This is a genomic window from Streptomyces sp. NBC_00094, from assembly GCF_026343125.1.
Classification (GTDB): Bacteria; Actinomycetota; Actinomycetes; order Streptomycetales; family Streptomycetaceae; genus Streptomyces.
Genome location: NZ_JAPEMB010000001.1, coordinates 5845480 through 5868761 on the forward strand (window position 1 = coordinate 5845480; position 23282 = coordinate 5868761).

General features: G+C 71.1%; 24 protein-coding genes, 1 pseudogene and 1 riboswitch. Of the genes and pseudogenes, 23 read left to right on the plus strand and 2 right to left on the minus strand.

The genetic code is table 11. The features are described 5' to 3' along the window. Positions 1-77 precede the first annotated feature (77 nt). From rimM to OG580_RS26145, 14 genes and pseudogenes are all read left to right on the plus strand, one after another. Positions 78-671, plus strand: coding sequence for a ribosome maturation factor RimM (gene rimM / locus OG580_RS26080; protein WP_267046084.1), 594 nt, complete (start codon positions 78-80; stop codon positions 669-671). Next, positions 668-1489 carry a tRNA (guanosine(37)-N1)-methyltransferase TrmD gene (gene trmD / locus OG580_RS26085; RefSeq protein WP_267046085.1) on the plus strand — a complete coding sequence of 274 codons (822 nt, stop codon included), beginning with the start codon at positions 668-670 and terminating at the stop codon, positions 1487-1489. Before rimM ends, trmD begins: the two co-directional genes overlap by 4 nt. A 127-nt stretch (positions 1490-1616) precedes the next feature. Continuing rightward, complete coding sequence (rplS, locus tag OG580_RS26090; RefSeq protein ID WP_015036473.1) at positions 1617-1967, plus strand: 50S ribosomal protein L19; 351 nt, start codon at positions 1617-1619, stop codon at positions 1965-1967. Positions 1968-2035: 68 nt separating this feature from the next. Then, on the plus strand, positions 2036-2788 hold the full coding sequence (gene lepB, locus OG580_RS26095) for a signal peptidase I (protein ID WP_267046086.1): 753 nt from the start codon (positions 2036-2038) through the stop codon (positions 2786-2788). Continuing rightward, positions 2781-3719 carry a signal peptidase I gene (gene lepB / locus OG580_RS26100; protein ID WP_267046087.1) on the plus strand — a complete coding sequence of 313 codons (939 nt, stop codon included), beginning with the start codon at positions 2781-2783 and terminating at the stop codon, positions 3717-3719. The genes lepB (OG580_RS26095) and lepB (OG580_RS26100) overlap by 8 nt, the downstream gene beginning before the upstream one ends. A 10-nt stretch (positions 3720-3729) precedes the next feature. Next, entirely contained in the window at positions 3730-4632 is a 903-nt protein-coding gene (gene lepB / locus OG580_RS26105) for a signal peptidase I (RefSeq protein ID WP_267048132.1), read from the plus strand. Between the two features lie 53 nt (positions 4633-4685). Beyond that, positions 4686-5552, plus strand: coding sequence for a signal peptidase I (lepB, locus tag OG580_RS26110; protein WP_267046088.1), 867 nt, complete (start codon positions 4686-4688; stop codon positions 5550-5552). After that, a complete protein-coding gene (locus OG580_RS26115; RefSeq protein ID WP_267046089.1) occupies positions 5549-6046 on the plus strand; it encodes an NUDIX hydrolase in 498 nt (165 codons plus the stop codon). Before lepB (OG580_RS26110) ends, OG580_RS26115 begins: the two co-directional genes overlap by 4 nt. 55 nt (positions 6047-6101) lie before the next feature. Next, positions 6102-6410 carry a DUF2469 domain-containing protein gene (locus tag OG580_RS26120; RefSeq protein ID WP_005311352.1) on the plus strand — a complete coding sequence of 103 codons (309 nt, stop codon included), beginning with the start codon at positions 6102-6104 and terminating at the stop codon, positions 6408-6410. 132 nt (positions 6411-6542) lie between these two features. Further along, positions 6543-6907, plus strand: a pseudogene (locus tag OG580_RS26125) (YraN family protein). Next, positions 6907-8520: a YifB family Mg chelatase-like AAA ATPase gene (locus OG580_RS26130; protein ID WP_267046090.1), complete on the plus strand. Its 1614-nt coding sequence runs from the start codon at positions 6907-6909 to the stop codon at positions 8518-8520. The pseudogene OG580_RS26125 and the gene OG580_RS26130 overlap by 1 nt, the downstream one beginning before the upstream one ends. Continuing rightward, positions 8517-9677 carry a DNA-processing protein DprA gene (gene dprA, locus OG580_RS26135; protein ID WP_267046091.1) on the plus strand — a complete coding sequence of 387 codons (1161 nt, stop codon included), beginning with the start codon at positions 8517-8519 and terminating at the stop codon, positions 9675-9677. The genes OG580_RS26130 and dprA overlap by 4 nt, the downstream gene beginning before the upstream one ends. A 239-nt stretch (positions 9678-9916) precedes the next feature. Beyond that, complete coding sequence (gene whiG / locus OG580_RS26140) at positions 9917-10753, plus strand: RNA polymerase sigma factor WhiG (protein WP_267046092.1); 837 nt, start codon at positions 9917-9919, stop codon at positions 10751-10753. A gap of 54 nt (positions 10754-10807) precedes the next feature. Further along, positions 10808-11374 carry a TetR/AcrR family transcriptional regulator gene (locus OG580_RS26145; protein WP_267048133.1) on the plus strand — a complete coding sequence of 189 codons (567 nt, stop codon included), beginning with the start codon at positions 10808-10810 and terminating at the stop codon, positions 11372-11374. Here OG580_RS26145 and OG580_RS26150 read toward each other — a convergent pair. Next, on the minus strand, positions 11355-11906 hold the full coding sequence (locus OG580_RS26150) for a M23 family metallopeptidase (RefSeq protein WP_267046093.1): 552 nt from the start codon (positions 11904-11906) through the stop codon (positions 11355-11357). The genes OG580_RS26145 and OG580_RS26150 overlap by 20 nt on opposite strands. Before the next feature lie 255 nt (positions 11907-12161). On the opposite strand from OG580_RS26150, the gene rpsB reads away from it, so the two are divergent. From rpsB to OG580_RS26195, 9 genes are all read left to right on the plus strand, one after another. Beyond that, entirely contained in the window at positions 12162-13085 is a 924-nt protein-coding gene (rpsB, locus tag OG580_RS26155) for a 30S ribosomal protein S2 (protein WP_267046094.1), read from the plus strand. Between the two features lie 103 nt (positions 13086-13188). Next, positions 13189-14025 (plus strand): translation elongation factor Ts, encoded by an 837-nt coding sequence (gene tsf / locus OG580_RS26160; RefSeq protein WP_267046095.1) that lies wholly within the window; start codon positions 13189-13191, stop codon positions 14023-14025. Positions 14026-14188: 163 nt separating this feature from the next. Continuing rightward, positions 14189-14953 (plus strand): UMP kinase, encoded by a 765-nt coding sequence (gene pyrH, locus OG580_RS26165; RefSeq protein ID WP_024755673.1) that lies wholly within the window; start codon positions 14189-14191, stop codon positions 14951-14953. A 98-nt stretch (positions 14954-15051) separates the two neighbouring features. Next, entirely contained in the window at positions 15052-15609 is a 558-nt protein-coding gene (frr, locus tag OG580_RS26170; RefSeq protein WP_267046096.1) for a ribosome recycling factor, read from the plus strand. Then, positions 15609-16712, plus strand: coding sequence for a phosphatidate cytidylyltransferase (locus OG580_RS26175; RefSeq protein WP_267046097.1), 1104 nt, complete (start codon positions 15609-15611; stop codon positions 16710-16712). The genes frr and OG580_RS26175 overlap by 1 nt, the downstream gene beginning before the upstream one ends. Before the next feature lie 208 nt (positions 16713-16920). Continuing rightward, the gene (gene rlmN / locus OG580_RS26180) at positions 16921-18033 is read left to right on the plus strand and encodes a 23S rRNA (adenine(2503)-C(2))-methyltransferase RlmN (protein ID WP_267046098.1); all 1113 of its coding nucleotides are present in this window, start codon (positions 16921-16923) and stop codon (positions 18031-18033) included. Between the two features lie 29 nt (positions 18034-18062). Next, positions 18063-18172, plus strand: a riboswitch (TPP riboswitch). 77 nt (positions 18173-18249) lie between these two features. Next, complete coding sequence (locus tag OG580_RS26185; protein ID WP_267046099.1) at positions 18250-19368, plus strand: thiamine ABC transporter substrate binding subunit; 1119 nt, start codon at positions 18250-18252, stop codon at positions 19366-19368. 47 nt (positions 19369-19415) lie between these two features. Then, positions 19416-21029 carry an iron ABC transporter permease gene (locus tag OG580_RS26190; RefSeq protein ID WP_267046100.1) on the plus strand — a complete coding sequence of 538 codons (1614 nt, stop codon included), beginning with the start codon at positions 19416-19418 and terminating at the stop codon, positions 21027-21029. Beyond that, positions 21029-22054: an ABC transporter ATP-binding protein gene (locus tag OG580_RS26195; protein ID WP_267046101.1), complete on the plus strand. Its 1026-nt coding sequence runs from the start codon at positions 21029-21031 to the stop codon at positions 22052-22054. The genes OG580_RS26190 and OG580_RS26195 overlap by 1 nt, the downstream gene beginning before the upstream one ends. Before the next feature lie 77 nt (positions 22055-22131). On the opposite strand, the gene OG580_RS26200 is transcribed toward OG580_RS26195, so the two are convergent. Then, positions 22132-23271, minus strand: coding sequence for an LOG family protein (locus OG580_RS26200; RefSeq protein WP_267046102.1), 1140 nt, complete (start codon positions 23269-23271; stop codon positions 22132-22134). Between the last annotated feature and the right edge of the window lie 11 nt (positions 23272-23282).

Sequence of the window (23282 nt, forward strand, 5' to 3'; positions counted from 1 at the left end):
CGGGGAGGGCTTACGAGCCCACCCCGGCCCGTTGTCGTTTATGTCGTACGAGCTGTGTGACAGGAGAGTGTGGAGCAGTGCAGTTGGTAGTCGCGCGGATCGGCCGCGCCCACGGCATCAAGGGCGAGGTCACCGTCGAGGTGCGCACGGACGAGCCCGAACTGCGGCTCGGCCCCGGAGCCGTACTGCTGACCGACCCGGCCGCCGCCGGGCCGCTGACCATCGAGACCGGCCGTGTTCACAGCGGCCGTCTGTTGCTGCGCTTCGAGGGCGTCCGTGACCGCACCGGCGCCGAGGCCCTGCGCAACATCCTCCTCATCGCCGAGATCGATCCCGAGGAACTGCCGGAGGAGGAGGACGAGTACTACGACCACCAGCTCATGGACCTCGACGTCGTCCTCGCCGACGGCACGGAGATCGGCCGGATCACCGAGATCTCCCATCTGCCGTCCCAGGACCTCTTCATCGTCGAGCGGCCCGACGGCACCGAGCTGATGATCCCCTTCGTCTCGGCGATCGTCACCGAGATCGACCTGGAGGAGCAGCGGGCCGTCATCGACCCGCCGCCCGGTCTGATCGACGACCGCGCCGAGATCGCCTCCTCCCGCGAGGAGTCCGAGGAAGGGTCCGGCGAGGAGTCCGGCGAGGAGTCCGGGAAGGAAGAGGCATGAGGCTCGACGTCGTCACGATCTTCCCCGAGTACCTCGAACCGCTGAACGTCTCGCTCGTGGGCAAGGCGCGCGTGCGAGGGCAGCTCGACGTCCACGTCCACCACCTGCGCGACTGGACCTACGACCGGCACAACACGGTCGACGACACCCCGTACGGCGGCGGCCCCGGCATGGTCATGAAGACCGAGCCCTGGGGCGACGCGCTCGACCAGACGCTCACCGACGGCTACGAGGCCGGCGCCCACGGCCCGGTCCTCGTCGTCCCGACCCCCAGCGGCCGGCCCTTCACCCAGGAACTGGCCGTCGAGCTCTCCGAGCGGCCCTGGCTGATCTTCACGCCGGCCCGTTACGAGGGCATCGACCGCCGCGTCATCGACGAGTACGCGACCCGGATGCCCGTCTACGAGGTCTCCATCGGCGACTACGTGCTCGCCGGCGGAGAGGCCGCCGTCCTCGTCGTCACCGAGGCCGTCGCCCGTCTCCTGCCCGGTGTCCTCGGCAACGCCGAGTCCCACCGCGACGACTCCTTCGCCCCCGGCGCCATGGCCAACCTCCTGGAGGGGCCCGTCTACACGAAGCCCCCCGAGTGGCGCGGCCGGGGCATCCCCGACGTCCTGCTCAGCGGGCACCACGGCAAGATCGCCCGCTGGCGACGGGACGAGGCGTTCCGGCGCACCGCCGTCAACCGGCCCGATCTCATCGAGCGCTGCGATCCGTCCGCCTTCGACAAGAAGGACCGCGAGATCCTCTCCATGATGGGGTGGGCGCCCGAGCCCGGCGGCCGATTTTGGCGCAGGCTCCCCGACGTGGAAGAATAGGCCGCTGTCGTACGTCCGGCGCGCGCCCCTGCCACAGGGGGACCGACGCCCGCCAGAGACGCACGACATCCCGATCATCCGAACGTACCGCTGATGACCTGTGGCGTCAGCGAGGAAAGAGACCTCCATGGCCTCCCTGCTCGACCAGGTCAACGCGGGTTCGCTCCGCTCCGACCTCCCCGCCTTCCGCCCCGGCGACACGGTGAACGTCCACGTGCGCGTCATCGAAGGCAACCGCTCCCGTATCCAGCAGTTCAAGGGCGTCGTCATCCGCCGCCAGGGCTCGGGCGTCAGCGAGACCTTCACGGTCCGCAAGGTCTCGTTCTCCGTCGGCGTCGAGCGCACCTTCCCGGTGAACAGCCCGATCTTCGAGAAGATCGAGCTCGTCACCCGCGGTGACGTCCGTCGCGCCAAGCTCTACTACCTCCGTGAGCTGCGCGGCAAGGCTGCCAAGATCAAGGAGAAGCGCGACCGCTGAGCCCCGGCTCACCGCTCACGCGACGCTTGAGGTCCACTCACAGACGGGCCGGATAGGCTCTGTCCCCGATGGACACCGAAGCACAGCACACGGAGCGCGACCCCTCCACCGATACGGAGGACGGGTCGCGCTCCGCGCGCGTTTCCTGGCGGCGTACGGGATTCGTGGGCGCCGCCTGCGTTCTCTTCCTGCTGCTCCTGAGCCACTTCGTGGTGCAGCCGTTCCTGATCCCGAGCAGCTCGATGGAGCCGACGCTCCAGGTCGGTGACCGGATCCTCGTCAACAAGCTGGCGTACCGTTTCGGCGGTGAGCCGCGCCGGGGCGACGTCGTCGTCTTCGACGGCACCGGCTCCTTCGTACGCGAGGACCTCGGCGGCAATCCGATCGGCGGGATCCTCCACGACGCGGCGGCCGCCCTCGGCTTCGCCGAACCCGACGAGACCGACTTCGTGAAGCGGGTCGTCGGCGTCGGCGGCGACCGGGTCGTCTGCTGCGACAAGGACGGACGGCTCACCGTCAACGGCGTCCCCGTCCAGGAGCGGTACGTGATGTTCGGCGACCAGCCGTCCAGCGTCCCCTTCGACATCGTCGTCCCCCCGGACCGGCTCTGGGTGATGGGCGACCACCGGAGTCAGTCCAGCGACTCCCGGGACCACCTCGGCAGCCCCGGCGGTGGCATGGTCCCCGTCGACAAGGTCGTCGGGCGCGCCGACTGGATCGCCTGGCCCTTCGGCCGCTGGTCCACCGTGTCAGGGACGGACGCCTTCGACGCCGTACCGGTCCCGCCGACGGGCGGGCACCCCACGGGCCCCCGTGGGTAGCCGCGGCCGTCCGGCCGGCGGATCCGCCCAGGGGCCCGGCGCCGCGCCCCTGCCGGGACGGGCCGAGCGGCGCAGGCTCGCCCGTAAGGTCAAACGACGCCGACAGCGCTCCGCGGTCCGGGAGATCCCGGTCCTGATCACCGTCGCCGTGCTCATCGCGCTCGTCCTCAAGACCTTTCTCGTCCAGGCGTTCGTCATTCCCTCCGGTTCCATGGAGCAGACGATCCGCATCGACGACCGGGTCCTCGTCGACAAGCTCACCCCCTGGTTCGGCTCCCGGCCGCAGCGCGGTGACGTCGTCGTCTTCAAGGACCCCGGCAACTGGCTCCAGGCCGAGGCCGCGCCGGCCTCCGATGACCCGATCGGCGTCAAGCAGGTCAAGCAGGCGCTGACCTTCATCGGGCTGCTGCCCTCGGCCGACGACCGCGACCTCATCAAGCGGGTCGTCGCCGTCGGTGGCGACACCGTCCGCTGCTGCGGGAAGGACGGACGGCTCACCGTCAACGGCGTACCCCTGGACGAGCCGTACCTGCATCCGGGGAACGAGCCGTCCGAGATCCCCTTCGAGGTGAAGGTCCCGGAGGGCCGGATCTTCGTCCTCGGCGACCACCGCTCCCACTCGGCCGACTCCCGCTTCCACCTCGACGAGAAGGACCACGGCACCGTCTCCGAGGAGCAGGTCGTCGGGCGTGCCGTCGTGATCGCCTGGCCCGTCGGACACTGGCGGCGCCTGGAGGAGCGGCAGACCTTCGCCGCCGTACCGGACGGGCGTGCGAGTTCCGGGACCGCGCTCGGTCTGTCGCATAGTGTGTCCCATCGGGATCTCAACGGATTCCCCGGGCTCCCGACCCCTGCGGAACTTCTGCTCGTTATGGGAGTGGTGGGCCTGTCCCTGTTCCGGGGCCGGCGATCGCACGGAGTGAGGAGTTGATGTGGGGGATTTGGCCGTCGGCGCACGATCCGGACACGATGAGCCCGAGAAGAGGGCCGACGAGGCCATCGGTGACGATGTGACGGGTGACCACGTGACGGATGACGAGCTGGCGCACGACGAGGATGAAGGCGGGGCGGGCAGGAGCCCGAAGAAGCCGCGTTCCTTCTGGAAGGAACTGCCTCTCCTCATCGGCATCGCCCTGGTGCTCGCGCTGCTGATCAAGACCTTCCTCGTGCAGGCGTTCTCGATTCCCTCGGAATCGATGATGAACACCCTGCAGCGCGGTGACCGGGTCCTCGTCGACAAGCTCACCCCGTGGTTCGGCTCAGAGCCGGAGCGCGGCGAGGTCGTCGTCTTCCACGACCCGGGCGGCTGGCTGGAAGGCCAGGAGACGCCCGAGCCGAACGTCGTCCAGAAGTTCCTCAGCTTCATCGGCCTCATGCCGTCCGCCGAGGAGAAGGACCTGATCAAGCGGGTCATCGCGGTGGGTGGCGACACCGTCTCCTGCAAGGAGGGCGGCAAGGTCGTCCTCAACGGCAAGGCCCTGGACGAGACCGCGTACCTGTACCCCGGTTCCGTGCCCTGCCAGGACTCCTTCGGTCCGATCAAGGTCCCCCAGGACCGCATCTGGGTCATGGGCGACAACCGTCAGAACTCGCTGGACTCCCGCTTCCACCAGCAGCTGCCCGGTGGTGGCACCGTCGCCAACGACCAGGTCGTGGGCCGTGCCGTCGTGATCGCCTGGCCCGTCACCCGCTGGGCCACCCTCCCCGTGCCGGACGTCTTCGACCAGCCCGGCCTCGACCAGGCCGTGGCCGCCGCCCCGCTGGGCGCGGCGGGACTGGCCGGAGCGCTCCCGCTGGTGCTGTGGCGCCGGAAGAAGCGCACGGCGGGGCATACCGCCGAGTAGCAACCCGCGGGTAGATTGCCGTCCCGGACCGTCGACAGACCTCTGGGGTGCGCATGAGCGGAAACGAAAGAGCAGTGGGCGGCCACGGTCGCCTCGGCAGCGTGCTGTCGGGGTTGACCGTGGCCGTCGGCTGTGTGCTCTTCCTCGGCGGGTTCGTCTGGGGCGCCCTGGTCTACCAGCCGTACACCGTCCCCAGTGACTCCATGACCCCCACCCTCGCCGTCGGCTCCCGGGTCCTCGCCGAACGCATCGACGGCGCCGAGGTGCGGCGCGGCGACATCGTCGTCTTCAGCGATCCCCTGTGGGGCTCCTCGCCGATGGTCAAGCGGGTCGTCGGCGTCGGCGGCGACACCGTCGCCTGCTGCGACGCGGACGGCCGGCTCACCGTCAACGGCAAGGCCGTCGACGAGCCCTACCTGCGCCCCGGACCCGACGGCCGCGTCGTCGCCTCCGGCCAGGAGTTCTCCGTGACCGTCCCCGAGGGGAACCTCTTCCTCCTCGGCGACGACCGCCACACCTCGCTCGACTCCCGCACGCACATGGAGGAGGCCGGGCAGGGTTCCGTGCCCCGCTCCACGGTCGTCGGCAGGGTCGACGCCATCGCCTGGCCCGCCAAGGGCCTCCTGGAGCCCCCGGCGGGCTTCGCCGCCCTTCCCGGCGGGGTCTCGGAGCCGGGGCCGTTCACGGCCCTCTTCACGGCGATCGTGGCCGGGTGTGTACTGGTCCTGGCAGGGGCCGCGTACGGGCCGGTGGCGCGCCTTCTGACGCGGCGTCCGGGCGGGACGGGGTCGGGGACGCGGTCCGGTGCAGGGACGCGGTCCGGTTCGGGGACGCGGTCCGGTTCGGGGACGCGGTCCGGTTCGGGGACGCGGTCCGGTTCGGGATCCGGGTCCGGGGCACGGGAGAAGGCGGACACATGACGGATTCCGGCGCGCGGCAGGTGGCCAGGGTCGTCCTCCTCGACCCCGACGACCGCATCCTGCTGCTGCACGGATACGAACCCGAGGACCCCGCCGACACCTGGTGGTTCACCCCCGGCGGAGGCCTGGAGGGCGACGAGACCCGGGCGGAGGCGGCGCTGCGCGAACTGGCCGAGGAGACCGGCATCACCGACGCCGAACTCGGACCGGTGCTGTGGCAGCGGTACTGCTCCTTCCCCTTCGACGGCCGCCGCTGGGACCAGGACGAGTGGTACTACCTCGCCCGTGTACGCCGCACCGGGACGGAGCCCCGCCCCCAGGCCCTCACGGAGCTGGAGACCCGCAGCCTCGCGGGCCTCAGATGGTGGACCTCCGCCGAACTGTCGGCGGCCCGTGAGACGGTGTACCCGACCAGACTCGCCGAGCTGCTGCGCACGCTGCTCGACGAGGGACCTCCGAGTGCGCCGGTGGTCCTCGCCCCGGAAATCGTCTAGGGGTGCGGGTAGCTGGCGCACAATGGGTGGACGCACGGCTGAAGGGGAACATGCCATGAGCGCCGAGGACCTCGAGAAGTACGAGACCGAGATGGAGCTGAAGCTCTACCGGGAGTACCGCGACGTCGTCGGGCTGTTCAAATACGTGATCGAGACCGAGCGGCGCTTCTACCTCACCAATGACTACGAGATGCAGGTGCACTCGGTGCAGGGCGAGGTCTTCTTCGAGGTCAGCATGGCCGATGCCTGGGTGTGGGACATGTACAGGCCTGCCAGGTTCGTCAAGCAGGTCCGCGTGCTCACTTTCAAGGACGTGAACATCGAGGAGCTCAACAAGAGCGACCTCGAACTCCCCGGCAGCTGAGACCGGAGCCGCCCCGCCAGGCGGCCGCCTCACCCTCACGAGTGAGCGAGTTCTCCACAACCCCCCGGCCGTCCACAGCGCCGCACGCGAACCGCCCCACCCCGTCACAGTCGGTGACGGAGGTGGTGCGCAATGAACAGCACCCAGGCTCTCGGACGGTACGGAGAAGAGCTGGCGACCCGCCGGCTCACCGCGACCGGCATGCACATCCTCGCCCGCAACTGGCGCTGCGGCCGATCCGGGGAGATCGACATCGTCGCCCGGGACGGCGCACCCTCGTCATCTGCGAGGTCAAGACCCGACGCCACGGCGCCTACGAGCACCCGATGGCCGCCGTCACCCCGACCAAGGCCGAGCGGCTCCGCCGCCTCGCCGCCTGCTGGCTCGACCGCAGCGGCACCCCAGCCCCCGCCGGCGGCGTCCGCATCGACCTCGTCGGCATCGTCCTGCCCCGCCGCGGCGCCCCCGTCCTCACCCACGCCCAGGGGGTGGCCTGATGGGATTCGCCCGCACCTGCTCCGTCGCCCTCGTCGGCGTCGAAGGCGTCGTCGTCGAGGTCCAGGCCGACCTCGAACCAGGCGTCGCCGCCTTCACCCTCGTCGGCCTCCCCGACAAGAGCCTCAGCGAGAGCCGAGACCGCGTCCGCGCCGCCGTCGTCAACTCCGGCGCGGAATGGCCCCAGAAGAAACTCACCGTCGGCCTCAGCCCGGCATCCGTCCCCAAGAGCGGCAGCAGCTTCGACCTGGCCGTCGCCGCCGCCGTCCTCGGCGCCGCCGAGCGCCTCGACCCCCGGGCCATCGCCGACCTCGTCCTCATCGGTGAACTCGGGCTCGACGGACGCGTCCGCCCCGTCCGCGGAGTCCTGCCCGCCGTCCTCGCCGCCGCCGATGCCGGATACCGCCAGGTCGTCGTCCCCGAACAGACCGCGGGCGAGGCCGCGCTCGTGCCCGGTGTCTCCGTCCTCGGCGTCCGCACCCTCCGTCAACTGATCGCCGTCCTCACCGACGAACCCGTCCCCGACGAGGAACCCACCGAGGAAGGACGACCCGACGCCATGCTCGCCGGCCTCCTCGTCCCCGGCGCGGGCCTCGGCACCGGACTCGCCGCCGACCCCGCCGAAGGGCCCGACCTCGCCGACGTCGCCGGTCAGCACAGGGCCCGCCGCGCCCTGGAGATCGCCGCCGCGGGCAGCCACCACCTCCTGCTTTCCGGCCCTCCAGGCGCCGGAAAGACCATGCTGGCCGAACGACTCCAGGGCATCCTCCCGCCCCTCACCCGGCAGGAATCCCTCGAAGTCACCGCCGTCCACTCCGTCGCCGGCATCCTCCCGCCCGGTGAACCCCTCGTCCGGCGCGCTCCTTACTGCGCGCCGCACCACTCCGCCACCATGCAGTCCCTCGTCGGTGGCGGGAACGGCCTCCCCAGGCCCGGCGCCGTCTCCCTCGCGCACCGGGGAATCCTCTTCCTGGACGAAGCCCCCGAGTTCTCCGGCAAGGTCCTCGACGCGCTCCGCCAGCCCCTCGAATCCGGACACGTCGTCATCGCCCGCGCCGCGGGCGTCGTCCGCCTCCCCGCCCGCTTCCTCCTCGCCCTCGCCGCCAACCCCTGCCCCTGCGGACGGCACACCCTTCAAGGCGCCGGCTGCGAATGCCCCGCCTCTCTCGTCCGCCGCTACCAGGCCCGTCTCTCCGGGCCCCTGCTCGACCGCGTCGACCTGCGGGTCGAGGTCGAACCCGTCACCCGCGCCGACCTCCTCGGGCGGGGCGGCCGGGGTGAGACCACCGCGACCGTCGCCGACCGCGTGCACGAAGCCAGGGCCCGCGCCGCCGCACGCCTCGCCGATACGCCCTGGCACGTCAACAGCGAGATCCCCGGACACGAACTCCGTACCCGCTACCTCGCCGCACCCGGCGCCCTCGCCACCGCCGAACGCGATATCGAACGGGGGCTCCTCACCGCCCGCGGCCTCGACCGCGTCCTTCGCGTCGCCTGGACCGTCGCCGACCTCGCCGGACACGACAGGCCCGACAGCCAGGACATCGCCCTGGCACTCGAAATGCGCACCGGCATCGCGCGCGGCGTCCCCGTCGGAGCGGGGGAGCGCGCATGACCGGCTCCGAGCCGGACGAGCGCCTCGTCCGCGCCACCCTCACCCGGGCCGTCGAACCCGGCGACGAACACGCGGGGCGCTGGCTCCGCCGCTACGGCGCCACCGGTTTCCTCGACCGCCTCCTGCACTCCGGCGGCGACGACCCCTTCCCCGGCACGGGAGCGAAACGCGTCGACAGCTGGCGACGACGCGCCACCACCGCCGAACCGGCCCGCGACCTCGACACCGTCCACCGGCTCGGCGGCCGCTTCCTCGTCCCCGGCGACATCGAATGGCCGCGTCAACTCGACGACCTCGGCGACGCCCGCCCTCTCGGCCTCTGGATCCGGGGCCCGGCCGACCTGCGTACCTGGGCCCTGAGCTCCGTCGCCCTCGTCGGAGCCCGCGCCTGCACCCCGTACGGCGCCCACACCGCCGCCGACCTCGCCACCGGCCTCGCCCGGCAGGGCTGGGTCGTCGTCTCCGGCGCCGCCTACGGCATCGACGGCGCCGCCCACCGGGGCGCCCTCGCCGCCGGCGGGGCCACCGTCGCGGTCCTCGCCTGCGGCGTCGACACCCCGTACCCCCGCGGCCACGGTCAGCTCATCGACCGCATCGCGGAACAAGGGCTCGTCGTCGGGGAGCTCCCGCCGGAGAGTCACCCCACCCGGAGCCGCTTCATCCTCCGCAACCGCCTGATCGCCGCCCTCACCCGGGGCACCGTCGTCGTCGAGGCCCAGCACCGCAGCGGCTCCCTCGTCACCGCCCGGGCCGCCGCCCGCCTCGGCCGCCACACCATGGGCGTCCCCGGCCCCGTCACGAGCGCGCTCTCCGCCGGCGTCCACGAACTCCTCCGCGGCGACGCCGTCCTCGTCACCGACGCCCAGGAGATCGTCGAACTCGTCGGCGCCATGGGTGAACTCGCCCCCGCCCGACGCGGCCCCGTCCTGCCCCGCGACCTGCTCGCCCCCGCCACCGCGCACATCCTCGAAGCCGTCCCCGCCCGTGGCCCCACCCCCACCACGGTCATCGCCCGCCGTGCCGGAACCCACCCCGACGACACCCTCGCCAAGCTGTACGAACTGCACTCTCTCGGCTTCGTCGAACGGTACGGAGAGGGCTGGCAGTTGACGAACACGGGCACACAGCGATCGAACGCGCGGCGAGGCGATACTTGACCTGGCGCATACGGGTGACAGGGTGAAGCCGATGAGCACTCGAGTTCATTCGGCCGAATCCGAGGGGTCGACGCGCGCCGCGGCCCGGGTTCGAAGATGTGGCCGACGGAGGCCACCCGGACCGGCGCGATCCGCAGATGTTCGCGCACCGCGACAGCGCACTCACGCTACGCTCACCAGGATTCCCGACAGGACACCCTCACCGACACACCCGACAGCAGAACGGCTCAAGGCAACGCATGCCCCAGCACACCTCCGGGTCTGACCGCGCTGCGGTGCCCCCAGCAGCCCGGGGCGCCGTGCGACCGCCCGCACCGACCTCGCTCGACGAGCTGTGGCGGTCGTACAAGGACACGGGCGACGAGCGGCTGCGGGAACAGCTGATCCTGCACTACTCGCCGCTGGTCAAGTACGTCGCCGGACGCGTCAGTGTGGGGCTGCCGTCCAACGTGGAACAGGCCGATTTCGTCTCCTCCGGAGTCTTCGGCCTCATCGACGCCATCGAGAAGTTCGACGTCGAGCGCGCCATCAAGTTCGAGACGTACGCCATCACCCGCATCCGCGGCGCCATGATCGACGAACTCCGCGCCCTGGACTGGATCCCGCGCTCCGTCCGCCAGAAGGCGCGCAACGTCGAACGCGCCTACGCGACCCTCGAAGCGCAGCTCCGCCGGACCCCCTCCGAGAGCGAGGTCGCCGCGGAGATGGACGTCACGCTGGAGGAACTGCACGCGGTTTTCAGCCAGTTGTCCCTGGCGAACGTCGTCGCTCTGGAGGAGCTGCTGCACGTCGGCGGCGAGGGCGGCGACCGGCTCTCCCTGATGGACACCCTGGAGGACACGGCGGCGGACAACCCCGTCGAGGTCGCGGAGGACCATGAGCTGCGCCGGCTGCTCGCCCGTGCGATCAACACGCTCCCCGAGCGGGAGAAGACCGTCGTCACGCTCTACTACTACGAGGGCCTCACCCTGGCCGAGATCGGTAACGTCCTCGGTGTCACGGAGAGCCGCGTCAGCCAGATCCACACCAAGTCCGTGCTCCAGCTCCGAGCCAAGCTGGCCGACGTCGGACGCTGACGTACCCGGGGCCGGTCGTACAGTGGAGCCGTGCCCAGGATTCGAGCGGCCTCCGTGGCCGAGCACCGGACGATGCAGCGAGGCGCCCTGCTGGACGCCGCGCGTTCCCTGCTGTCCGAGGGCGGTACGGAGGCGTTGACCTTCCCCGCGCTCGCCGAGCGGACGGGCCTGGCCCGGTCCTCGGTCTACGAGTACTTCCGATCGCGCGCGGCCGTCGTCGAGGAGCTGTGCGCCGTCGACTTCCCCGTCTGGGCCGCCGAGGTCGAGAACGCCATGGCCGGTGCCGATACGCCCGAGGGCAAGGTCGAGGCGTACGTCCGCGCCCAGCTGACCCTCGTCGGGGACCGGCGCCACCGAGCCGTCGTCGCGATCTCCGCGAGCGAGCTGGACGACGGCGCCCGCGAGAAGATCCGCGCGGCCCACGGCGGCCTCGTCGCCATGATCGTCGAAGCCCTCGCCGCGCTGGGTCAGTCCGAACCCCGCCTGGGCGCCATGCTTCTCCAGGGAGTCGTGGACGCGGCCGTCCGCCGCATCGAGCTCGGCGCGGCGGAGGACCCCGACGCCATCGCGGAAGCCGCGGTGACCATGGCCCTCCACGGCGTCACCGCTCCCCGAAGCTGACCCCCGAAGTCCTCCCCGCCGCCGCGCCCGGACCCCGAGTGCCGAGCCCCCCGGCCGAGATGTCTCCCTCACCCCGCACGCCTCGGTCGGCCGGGGGGAGGAGACGTGAGGGGGGTCTTCTCGTGAGGAGGAGGGGGTTCAGGTAGGTGGTGCCGCGGAGGAGGCCCCAGTGGAGGCAGTTCTCCGGGCAGTGGCTGTTCGGTGCGACTCGGGCCAGGAGGGTGCCCGGCCGGACCCGGGTGCCCGCTCGTACCAGCGGGGTCACCGGGGAGAAGGTCGTGCGGAGCGGGGGAGTGCCCGTGGCCGGGAGGGTGAGGGTGAGGACCCCGCGGCCGCCGACCGGGCCCGCGAAGGTGACCGTTCCGGCGGTGGGGGCGAGGACCGGGGTGTTCGGTGGGGCCGCCAGGTCGACGCCCCGGTGCCCGGGGGCGTACGGGCCGGCCGGGGGTTGCCAGCCGCGGAGGATCTCGGGCGGCGGCGGGGCCACCGGCCAGAGCAGGCCGAGGGCCAGGAGCAGGGTCATGAGGCGCATGGGGAAAGGCTCCCCGGGGCGGGCGTTTCGCGGGGGTCGGTAACGGTATCTGTGGACTACTCGCCGGTTGTGGACAGCGCCGTCACCCGCCGCTCCAGGGTTCCCGTACACTTCCTATGGCGACTCGGGTCACCGGGTCGACTTCGCACGCCCCGCCATCGCCCTCACAGGTCGTGGCAGCGCCTTTCGGTCCCTCGTGGGCATGGCGCGTCGGGGCGTCAGGAACACAACCGAGAAACCCAAGGAGATACGGCCATGGCCGTCGTCACGATGCGGGAGCTGCTGGAAAGCGGCGTCCACTTCGGTCACCAGACCCGTCGTTGGAACCCGAAGATGAAGCGCTTCATCTTCACGGAGCGCAACGGCATCTACATCATCGACCTGCTCCAGTCGCTGTCGTACATCGACCGCGCCTTCGAGTTCGTCAAGGAGACCGTCGCGCACGGCGGCTCCATCATGTTCGTCGGTACGAAGAAGCAGGCCCAGGAGGCCATCGCCGAGCAGGCGACGCGTGTCGGCATGCCGTACGTCAACCAGCGTTGGCTCGGTGGCATGCTCACCAACTTCTCCACCGTCTACAAGCGTCTGCAGCGCCTCAAGGAGCTCGAGCAGATCGACTTCGAGGACGTCGCCGCCTCGGGTCTCACCAAGAAGGAGCTCCTGGTCCTCTCTCGCGAGAAGGCCAAGCTGGAGAAGACCCTCGGTGGTATCCGCGAGATGTCCAAGGTTCCCAGCGCCGTCTGGATCGTGGACACGAAGAAGGAGCACATCGCCGTCGGCGAGGCTCGCAAGCTCAAGATCCCGGTCGTCGCGATCCTCGACACCAACTGCGACCCCGACGAGGTCGACTACAAGATCCCGGGCAACGACGACGCGATCCGCTCCGTCACCCTGCTCACCCGCGTGATCGCCGACGCCGTCGCCGAGGGCCTCATCGCCCGTTCCGGTGCCGCGACCGGTGACTCGAAGCCGGGCGAGAAGGCCGCCGGCGAGCCCCTCGCCGAGTGGGAGCGCGACCTGCTCGAGGGTGAGAAGAAGGCCGACGACGCCGAGGTCCAGACCTCCGCCGAGACCGAGAAGGTCGCGGACGCCGAGGCTGCCGACGCCGCCGAGGTCGTGGCCGAGGCCGCTGCCGAGGTCGTCGCCGAGGCTCCGGCCGCGGACGCCGAGCAGGCCTGACCCTTCAGGACCTTCGGGTGACGACGGCGGGGGAGCGCGTTGACCCCCGCCGTCCACCCGTGGACCCGCCCGATCTTTCAGACTTCGAGAGAGAAACAGACTCATGGCGAACTACACCGCCGCTGACGTCAAGAAGCTCCGCGAGCTCACCGGCGCCGGCATGATGGACTGCAAGAAGGCCCTGGACGAGGCCGACGGCGATGTCGACAAGGCCGTAGAGGCCCTGCGCATCAAGGGCCAGAAGGGTGTCGCCAAGCGTGAGGGCCGCTCCGCCGAGAACGGCGCCGTGGTCTCCCTCATCGCCGACGACAACACCTCCGGTGTCCTCGTCGAGCTGAAGTGCGAGACGGACTTCGTCGCCAAGGGTGACAAGTTCCAGGCCGTCGCCGACCAGCTTGCCGCTCACGTCGCCGCCACCTCCCCGGCCGACCTGGAGGCGCTGCTCGCCTCCGAGATCGAGGCCGGCAAGACCGTGCAGGCGTTCGTCGACGAGGCCAACGCCAACCTCGGCGAGAAGATCGTCCTGGACCGCTTCGCGCAGTACGCCGACGGCTTCGTCTTCTCGTACATGCACCGCACGATGCCGGACCTCCCGCCGCAGATCGGTGTCCTCGTCGAGTTCGACAAGGCCGACGCCGCCGTCGCCAAGGGCATCGCCCAGCACATCGCCGCCTTCGCGCCGAAGTACCTCACCCGTGAGGACGTTCCGGCCGAGGTCGTCGAGACCGAGCGTCGCGTCGCCGAGGAGACCACCCGCGCCGAGGGCAAGCCCGAGGCCGCGCTCCCGAAGATCGTCGAGGGTCGCGTGAACGGCTTCTTCAAGGACGCGACGCTGCTCGGTCAGCCGTACGCCCTTGACAACAAGAAGTCCGTCCAGCAGATCCTGGACGAGGCCGGTGTCACCCTGAAGCGCTTCACCCGCATCAAGGTCGGCATCTGAGTCCGTCCGCGAACGCGACGGACACCGGACCCCGGTAGGGTCTGAGGCAGTCGTCCGCCCCCGCGCAGGACGACCGCAGATCTGACGAGGAGGCCATTGCCGTACGGGATACCGCGAGGACCCAAGGCAATGGCCTCCTTCGTATGTGCACGAGGAGATCTCCATGAACCAGGGCGCCGTACAGGGCGACGACAACAACGGCAAAAAGGCCGGCCGCTACATGCTGAAGCTGTCCGGAGAAGCCTTCTCCGGCGGTACGGGCCTGGGCGTCGACCCCAACGTCGTGCACGCCATCGCGCGTGAGATCGCGGCGGTCGTACGCGACGGCGCGGAGATCGCGGTGGTGATCGGCGGCGGCAACTTCTTCCGTGGCGCCGAGCTCCAGCAGCGCGGCATGGACCGGGCCCGCTCGGACTACATGGGCATGCTCGGCACCGTGATGAACTGCCTCGCTCTCCAGGACTTCCTGGAGAAGGAGGGCATCGACTCCCGCGTCCAGACCGCCATCACCATGGGCCAGGTCGCCGAGCCGTACATTCCGCTGCGCGCCGTCCGCCACCTGGAGAAGGGCCGTGTGGTCATCTTCGGTGCGGGCATGGGCATGCCGTACTTCTCCACCGACACCACCGCTGCCCAGCGGGCCCTGGAGATCGACGCCGAGGCCCTGCTCATGGGCAAGAACGGCGTGGACGGGGTCTACGACTCCGACCCGAAGGCCAACCCCAACGCGGTCAAGTTCGACGCGCTGGAATACGGCGAGGTGCTCTCCCGCGACCTCAAGGTCGCCGACGCCACCGCCATCACCCTGTGCCGGGACAACAAGCTCCCGATCCTCGTCTTCGAACTGCTCACCGAGGGCAATATCGCTCGCGCGGTGAAGGGTGAGAAGATCGGCACGCTCGTGAGCGACCAGGGCACCCGGGCCTGACACCCGAACCGGGAACCGCCCCGCAAGGGGATGGGACAGAGCCCTGCCGGTCGTACCCACCGTGCAGGACACAACGCGACGACACGCAGGAGCATGTGGTGATCGAAGAGACCCTCCTCGAGGCCGAGGAGAAGATGGAGAAGGCCGTCGTGGTCGCCAAGGAGGACTTCGCCGCGATCCGCACCGGCCGTGCGCACCCGGCGATGTTCAACAAGATCGTGGCCGACTACTACGGCGCCATCACCCCCATCAACCAGCTCGCGTCGTTCTCCGTTCCGGAGCCGCGCATGGCTGTGGTGACCCCGTTCGACAAGAGCGCCCTGCGCAACATCGAGCAGGCGATCCGGGACTCGGACCTCGGTGTCAACCCGAGCAACGACGGCAACATCATCCGGGTGGTGTTCCCCGAGCTGACCGAGGAGCGCCGCCGGGAGTACATCAAGGTGGCCAAGAGCAAGGCCGAGGACTCGAAGATCTCGATCCGCTCGGTGCGCCGCAAGGCCAAGGAGTCCATCGACAAGCTCGTCAAGGACGGCGAGGTCGGCGAGGACGACGGCCGTCGCGCCGAGAAGGAGCTCGACGACACCACCGCGAAGTACGTCGCGCAGGTGGACGAGCTGCTGAAGCACAAGGAAGCCGAGCTGCTCGAGGTCTGATGAACGACTCTTCCTGGGGGGCCCCGGCCGGTATCGGCCGTGGGGGACCCGACCAGGGGCCTGCCCCGGCGGGTCCCGCAGACGATCGGCATCAGGCGGCGCAGACTCGGCCCATGCCCATCGTGCCCGACGTTCCCGCCGGCGGATTCCAGGACGGTCACGGCCGGGGGGCCGCTCACCAGAGCGGTCCCCTGTTCCGTGACGAGACGCCGCACGAGCACCCGCAGGAGCCCATGTCCAGCCCCACTCCGCCTCCGCCGCCCGCGCCGACGGCGCCACGGCAGAAGAAGAGCGCGGGGCGTGACCTGGGCGCGGCCATAGGAGTCGGGGTCGGTCTCGGCGCCGTCATCGCCGCCTCGCTGTTCATCTGGAAGCCGGCGTTCATCGGTGTGATAGCGGTCGCCGTGGTCGTCGGTCTGTGGGAGCTCACCTCGCGCCTCCAGGAGCGCAAGGCGATCAAGGCTCCGCTGGTCCCGCTCGCGGTCGGCGGTGCGGCGATGGTCGTCGCCGGCTACGTGCGGGGTCCCGAGGGCGCCTGGGTCGCGATGGCCCTGACGGCGCTCGCGGTGCTGGTCTGGCGGATGACGGAGCCGCCCGAGGGCTATCTGAAGGACGTCACGGCGGGCGTGTTCGCCGCGTTCTACGTGCCGTTCCTGGCGACCTTCGTGGCGATGCTGCTCACCGCGGACGACGGTCCGCAGCGGGTGCTGACCTTCCTGATCCTCACGGTGGTCAGCGACACCGGGGCGTACGCGGTCGGCTGGCGCTTCGGCAAGCACAAGCTGGCGCCGAGGATCAGCCCCGGCAAGACCCGCGAGGGTCTGCTCGGCGCGGTGGCCTTCGCCATGGCGGCGGGCGCGCTGTGCATGGAGTTCATGATCGACGACGGGACCTGGTGGCAGGGTCTGCTCCTCGGTCTCGCGGTGGCGGCGAGCGCGACGCTCGGCGACCTCGGCGAGTCGATGATCAAGCGCGATCTCGGCATCAAGGACATGGGCACCCTGCTTCCCGGCCACGGCGGCATCATGGACCGGCTGGACTCGTTGCTGCCGACGGCGCCGGTGGTGTGGTTGCTGCTGGCGCTGTTCGTCGGGACGGGTTGACCGGGCGGTCGGTTTAGTCCGTCGGAGAGGGTTGACGGACAGCGGGTACTCTGGAAGGGCTCGTGGCGCGTGCGCCGCGGGCCCTTCCGTCGTCCTCGCCGCCGCGAGGGCGCTCCAGTGAGGTCTCCTGGCTTCGGCATCGTCATGCCGCGCTGCCCGCCGACGCGGGGCTGTCCGGACCTCGTGCCGTCTGAGGAGACACCCGATCGTGGCCCGTCCAGTGCCCGGAGAACTCACTTTCGTCGCCCCCCGCGGAGCCAAGAAGCCGCCGCGGCACCTCGCCGACCTCTCGCCCGCCGAGCGCAAGGAGGCCGTCGCCGCGATCGGTGAGAAGCCGTTCCGCGCCAAGCAGCTGTCGACGCACTACTTCGCGCGGTACGCGCACGACCCCGCCGAGTGGACCGACATCCCGGCCGCCTCGCGGGAGAAGCTCGCCGGGGAGCTGCTGCCCGACCTGATGTCGGTGGTGCGGCACATCTCGTGCGACGACGACACCACCCGTAAGACCCTGTGGCGGCTGCACGACGGCACGCTCGTGGAGTCGGTGCTCATGCGCTACCCGGACCGGGTGACCATGTGCATCTCCTCGCAGGCCGGCTGCGGGATGAACTGCCCGTTCTGCGCGACCGGGCAGGCCGGGCTCGACCGGAACCTGTCGACCGCCGAGATCGTGCACCAGATCGTGGACGGGATGCGGGCCCTGCGCGACGGGGAGGTGCCCGGGGGACCGGCGCGGCTCTCCAACATCGTGTTCATGGGCATGGGCGAGCCGCTCGCCAACTACAAGCGGGTCGTCGGCGCGATCCGGCGCCTCACCGACCCCGAGCCGGACGGTCTGGGGCTCTCGCAGCGCGGCATCACGGTGTCCACGGTCGGTCTCGTGCCGGCGATGCTGCGCTTCGCCGACGAGGGCTTCAAGTGCCGTCTCGCGGTCTCGCTGCACGCCCCCGACGACGAGCTGCGCGACACCCTGGTGCCGGTGAACACCCGCTGGAAGGTGCGCGAGGTCCTCGACGCCGCCTGGGAGTACGCGGAGAAGTCCGGGCGCCGGGTCTCGATCGAGTACGCGCTCATCCGTGACATCAACGACCAGGCCTGGCGCGGTGACCTTCTCGGCCGGCTGCTCAAGGGCAAGCGGGTGCACGTCAACCTGATCCCGCTGAACCCGACCCCCGGGTCGAAGTGGACGGCGTCCCGTCCGGAGGACGAGAAGGCCTTCGTCGAGGCCATCGCCCGCCACGGGGTTCCGGTGACCGTGCGGGACACCCGAGGCCAGGAGATCGACGGTGCCTGTGGACAGCTGGCGGCCTCCGAACGCTGACCTTGTAGTCTGAGCTCGAACACATCTTCATATTCCGACAGGGGAGCGCCACAGCGCTGAGAGTGCGGTGACCGTAGACCGCAGACCCTCTGAACCTTGCCCAGGTCATTCTGGGTAGGAAGTTCGGTCGTTAACTCAAGCTGTTGCGCCCTGCCCGCGTCCGGTTCCGCCGGACGTGGGCAGGGCCGCGTCTCTTCCTGGACACACCCAGGAGGAATGTCAGTGAGCACCACCATTTCGGCGAGCACGAAGAGAATGGCCGCCGCCGCGCTCGTCGCGGCGCTGGGCGTCACCACCCTCGCCGCCTGCGGCACGGAGGACGTCCGCGACGCCGCGGGGAAGACCGGTGCGCCCGCGCCGAAGACCGTGACCCTCGTGAGTCACGACTCGTTCAACGCCTCCAAGGAGGTGCTGGCGGCCTTCACGAAGGAGACCGGTTTCACGGTCAAGGTCCTCAAGGCCGGCGACGCCGGCGAGGCCGTCAACAAGGAGATCCTGACCAAGGGCTCCCCTCAGGGCGACGTCTTCTTCGGTGTCGACAACACCCTGCTCTCCCGCGCCCTCGACAACGGGATCTTCGTTCCGTACGAGGCGAAGGGCCTGGACCGGGTCCCGGCCACGTACCGGCTCGACGCGGAGAACCGGGTCACGCCCGTCGACTCCGGCGACATCTGCGTCAACTACGACAAGAAGTACTTCGCCGACAAGAAGCTGGCGCCGCCGCAGACCTTCGACGACCTGGCGAAGCCGGCGTACAAGGACCTGCTCGTCGTGGAGAACCCGGAGCGGTCCTCCCCGGGCCTCGGCTTCCTCCTCGGTACGGCCGCGAAGTACGGCGACGAGGGCTGGCAGGACTACTGGAAGAAGCTCAAGGCCAACGGTGTGAAGACCGTCGACAGCTGGGAGCTCGCCTACAACCAGGAGTTCTCCGGATCGGCCGGTGGCAAGCAGGCCAAGGGCGACCGCCCGCTGGTCGTCTCGTACGCCTCCAGCCCGCCCGTCGAGGTGCTGTACGGCGAGCCGCAGCCGAAGGTGGCGCCGACCGGGGTGTCCACCGGCACCTGCTTCCGGCAGATCGAGTTCGCGGGCCTGCTGAACGGGGCGAAGAACCCCGAGGGCGGCAAGGCGCTGATCGACTTCCTGATCTCCAAGACGTTCCAGGACGACATGCCGCTGCAGATGTTCGTCAACCCGGTCGCGAAGGACGCGGCGCTGCCGGAGATCTTCACGAAGCACGGGGTCGTGATCGACGCGCCGGAGACCATGGCGCCCGCGAAGATCGCCGAGAAGCGTGACCCGTGGATCCAGCAGTGGTCGTCGCTCGTCCTGAAGTAGTGCGGGGCCGGGGCGATCTCCAGGGGAGCGCGACGCGGCTGGGGCTGATGGCCCTGCCCGTCGCGTTCTTCGGGGTGTTCTTCGCCTGGCCCGTCGTGTCGATCGTCGACCGGGGGCTGCGGCCCGACGGCGTCTGGCGGTTCGGCCGGATCGGCGAGACGCTGAGCCGGCCGGACATCCTCGACGTGCTCGGCTTCACCGCGTGGCAGGCGGCCGCCTCCACCGGTCTCACCCTGCTCGTGGCGCTGCCCGGCGCGTACGTCTTCGCGCGCTTCGACTTCCCCGGGAAGAACGTGCTGCGGGCCGTGGTCACGGTGCCGTTCGTGCTGCCGACCGTCCTCGTCGGCACGGCCTTCCTGGCGCTCGTCGGCCGGGGCGGTCTGACGGACGAGCTGTGGGGGCTGCGGCTCGACACGAGCGTGTGGGCGATCCTCCTCGCGCACGTCTTCTTCAACTACGCGGTCGTGGTCCGGACCGTCGGCGGCCTCTGGTCGCAGCTCGACCCGCGCCAGGAGGAGGCCGCCCGGGTCCTCGGCGCCTCGCGCTGGACGGCCTGGCGGACGGTGACCCTGCCGGCGCTGGTGCCGGCGGTGTCGGCGGCCGCCCTCATGGTCTTCCTCTTCACCTTCACCTCCTTCGGTGTCGTCCAGATCCTCGGTGGGGACCGGTACTCCACCCTGGAGGCCGAGATCTACCGGCAGACGGCCCGGCTGCTCGACCTGCCGACGGCCGCCGTCCTCACCCTCGTCCAGTTCGCCGCGGTCGGGGCGATCCTGGCCGTGCACGCCCGGACGGTACGGCGGCGGGAGACCGCGCTGCGGCTCGTACCGCCGGAGACGACCGCGCGTCGGCCGAGGGGAATCGGGCAGTGGACGCTGCTCGCCGGGGTGCTCCTCTCCGTGGCGCTGCTGATCCTGCTGCCGCTCGGGGTGCTCGTGGAGCGGTCGTTCGCCGGGTCGGGCGGCTACGGCCTCGGCTACTACCGGGCCCTCGGATCGCTCGACGAGTCCGGGACCTTCCTCGTGCCGCCGCTGGAGGCGATCGGGAACTCGCTGCGGTACGCGGTGGCCGCCACCGCCATCGCGGTGCTGATCGGCGGGCTCGCGGCGGCGGCGCTCACGAGGCGGGCCGGGCGGCTCGTGCGGGGCTTCGACGCGCTGCTCATGCTGCCGCTCGGGGTGTCGGCGGTCACCGTCGGCTTCGGGTTCCTCATCACGCTCGACGAGCCGCCGTTCGACCTGCGGGCCAGCTGGATCCTCGTACCGCTCGCACAGGCCCTGGTCGGCGTCCCCTTCGTCGTACGGACGATGCTGCCGGTGCTGCGGGCGGTGGACCAGCGGCTGCGGGAGGCCGCGGCCGTGCTCGGCGCGTCGCCGTGGCGGGCCTGGCGCGAGGTGGACCTGCCGCTGGTGCGGCGGGCGCTCCTCATCGCCGCCGGGTTCGCCTTCGCCGTGTCGCTCGGGGAGTTCGGCGCGACCGTCTTCATCGCCCGGCCCGACAGTCCGACGCTGCCGGTGGCGGTGGCGCGGCTGCTCGGGCGGCCGGGCGAGCTCAACTACGGGCAGGCGATGGCCCTCTCGACGATTCTGATGGTGGTGTGCGCGGTCTCCCTGCTCCTGCTGGAACGGCTGCGCACCGAACGGACCTCCGGGGAGTTCTGATGCTGAGGCTGGACGGGGCGACCGTACGGTTCGGGGAGCGGGCCGCGCTCGACGCCGTCGACCTGGAGGTCGCCGAGCACGAGATCGTGAGCGTGCTCGGTCCCAGCGGCAGCGGCAAGTCCACGCTGCTGCGGGTCGTCGCGGGGCTGCAGGCGCTCGACGGCGGCCGGGTGCTGCTCGGCGGCGCCGACCAGGCCGGGGTACCGGTGCACCGGCGGGGCGTCGGGCTGATGTTCCAGGACCACCAGCTGTTCCCGCAGCGGGACGTCGGCGGCAACATCGCCTTCGGGCCGCGGATGCGGGGGGCCGGGAAGGCCGAGCAGGCGGAGCGCGTACGGGAGCTGCTCGAACTCGTCGGGCTGCCGGGGGCCGAGCGGCGGTCCGTCGCCGAGCTCTCCGGCGGCGAGCAGCAGCGGGTGGCGCTGGCGAGGGCGCTGGCGCCGCGGCCCCGGCTGCTGATGCTGGACGAGCCCCTCGGGCAGCTCGACCGGGGGCTGCGGGAGCGGCTCGTGGTCGAGCTGCGGGAGCTCTTCGGGCGGCTCGGGACGACGGTCCTCGCCGTCACCCACGACCAGGGCGAGGCCTTCGCGCTGGCCGACCGGGTCGTGGTGATGCGGGACGGGCGGATCGCCCAGTCGGGTGCGCCCGCCGAGGTGTGGTCGCGGCCGTCCTCGGAGTTCGTGGCCCGGTTCCTCGGCTTCGACAACGTGGTGGCGGCGCGGGTCGCCGGAACGGTCGCGGAGACCGCGTGGGGGAAGGTCCCGGTGCCGGAGGGCTCGCCGCAGGGGGAGCGCCGGCTCCTCGTCCGGCCGGGCGGCGTGCGCGTCGTCCCCACGGGGGAGCCGGAGCGGGCCTGGACGGTCGAGTCGCGGACCTTCCGCGGCGACCGGGTCGTGGTACGGCTCCGCCCGGCGGACGGCCCGCCGCTGGAGGCGGAGCTCGCGCTGCGGGAGGCGCCGGAGGTGGGGGCCGGGGTGGACGTGGTGTTCGTGGCGGAGGACGTCGTGGTGTTGGGCGGGGTCTGACGGCGCGGACGGCCGTTCGCTGGTCTGCGGTCTGCGGTCTGCGGTCTGCGGTCTGCGGTCCGTCGTGGGAGGCGGGACTATGCCTTCGCGAGTCGTTCCAGTGCCGCCGGGGCCTCGTCGATCGAGTCGACCAGCGCGATGCGCGTCGCCATCGGGCGGCCGGCGGCGAGGGTTTCCAGGAGGGGCCAGGCCGGGAGGCGTTCCGTCCAGTGCGCCCGGTCGACCAGGACCATCGGGGTGGGGGCGCCCAGGGAGCCGTAGTAGTTCGGGGTGGCGTTGGTGAAGATCTCCTGGACCGTGCCCGCCGCGCCCGGCAGGAAGACGACACCGGCCGTGGAGCGGGCCAGCAGGCCGTCCTCGCGGAGGGCGTTGGCGAAGTACTTGGCGATGTGACCGGCGAAGGCGTTCGGCGGCTCGTGGCCGTAGAACCAGGTGGGGATGCCGACCGAGTCCCCGCCGTGCGGCCACCGGGCCCGTACGGCGAAGGCCGCCCGGGCCCACTCCGTCACGGAGGGGGTGAAGGACGGGGCCGCGGAGAGGACGGCGAGGGCCGCCGGCAGGGTCTCGTCGGGGAACGGGGCCAGGTAGGCGCCGAGGTTCGCCGCCTCCATCGCGCCCGGTCCGCCGCCGGTCGCGACGGTGAGGCCGGAGCGGGCCAGCGATCTGCCGAGCCGGGCGGCTCCCGCGTACGCCTCCGTGCCCCGGCCCATCGCGTGCCCGCCCATCACGCCGACCACCCGGGCCCCGTCGAGGAGCTCGTCGAGGGCGTCGGAGACGGCGTCGTCGTGGAGTGAGCGGAGCATCGAGGAGAAGATGTCGCCGTCGGCCCTGGTCCGCCCGAACCATGCGTACGCGAGGGCGTCGGGCGTCGACGCGTAGCCGGCGCCGATGATGCCGTCGTAGAGCTCCTCCGCGGTGTAGAGCCCCGACCGGTACGGGCCGAACGGAAGGTCGGGCACCGCCGGGAAGACGAGCGCCCCGTCGGCGCGGACCTTCGCCGCGGCCTCCGGCTCCATCGCGCAGCCGAGGAAGACGGCGCCGTCGGCGGACGCGGAGAGCAGGGCGAAGGTCCGGTCGGTCAGGTCGACGGACTGCACCCGGAGCCCGGCGAGCCCGCCGGGCCGGGCGAGTGCCGCGTCGAACTCGTCGAGCGTGTGGATCTCGCGGCCGTGCCCGCGCGGGCCGGGCGGCCGGTGTGCAGGAGGAGGCGTCGCCATGGGCCCACGAT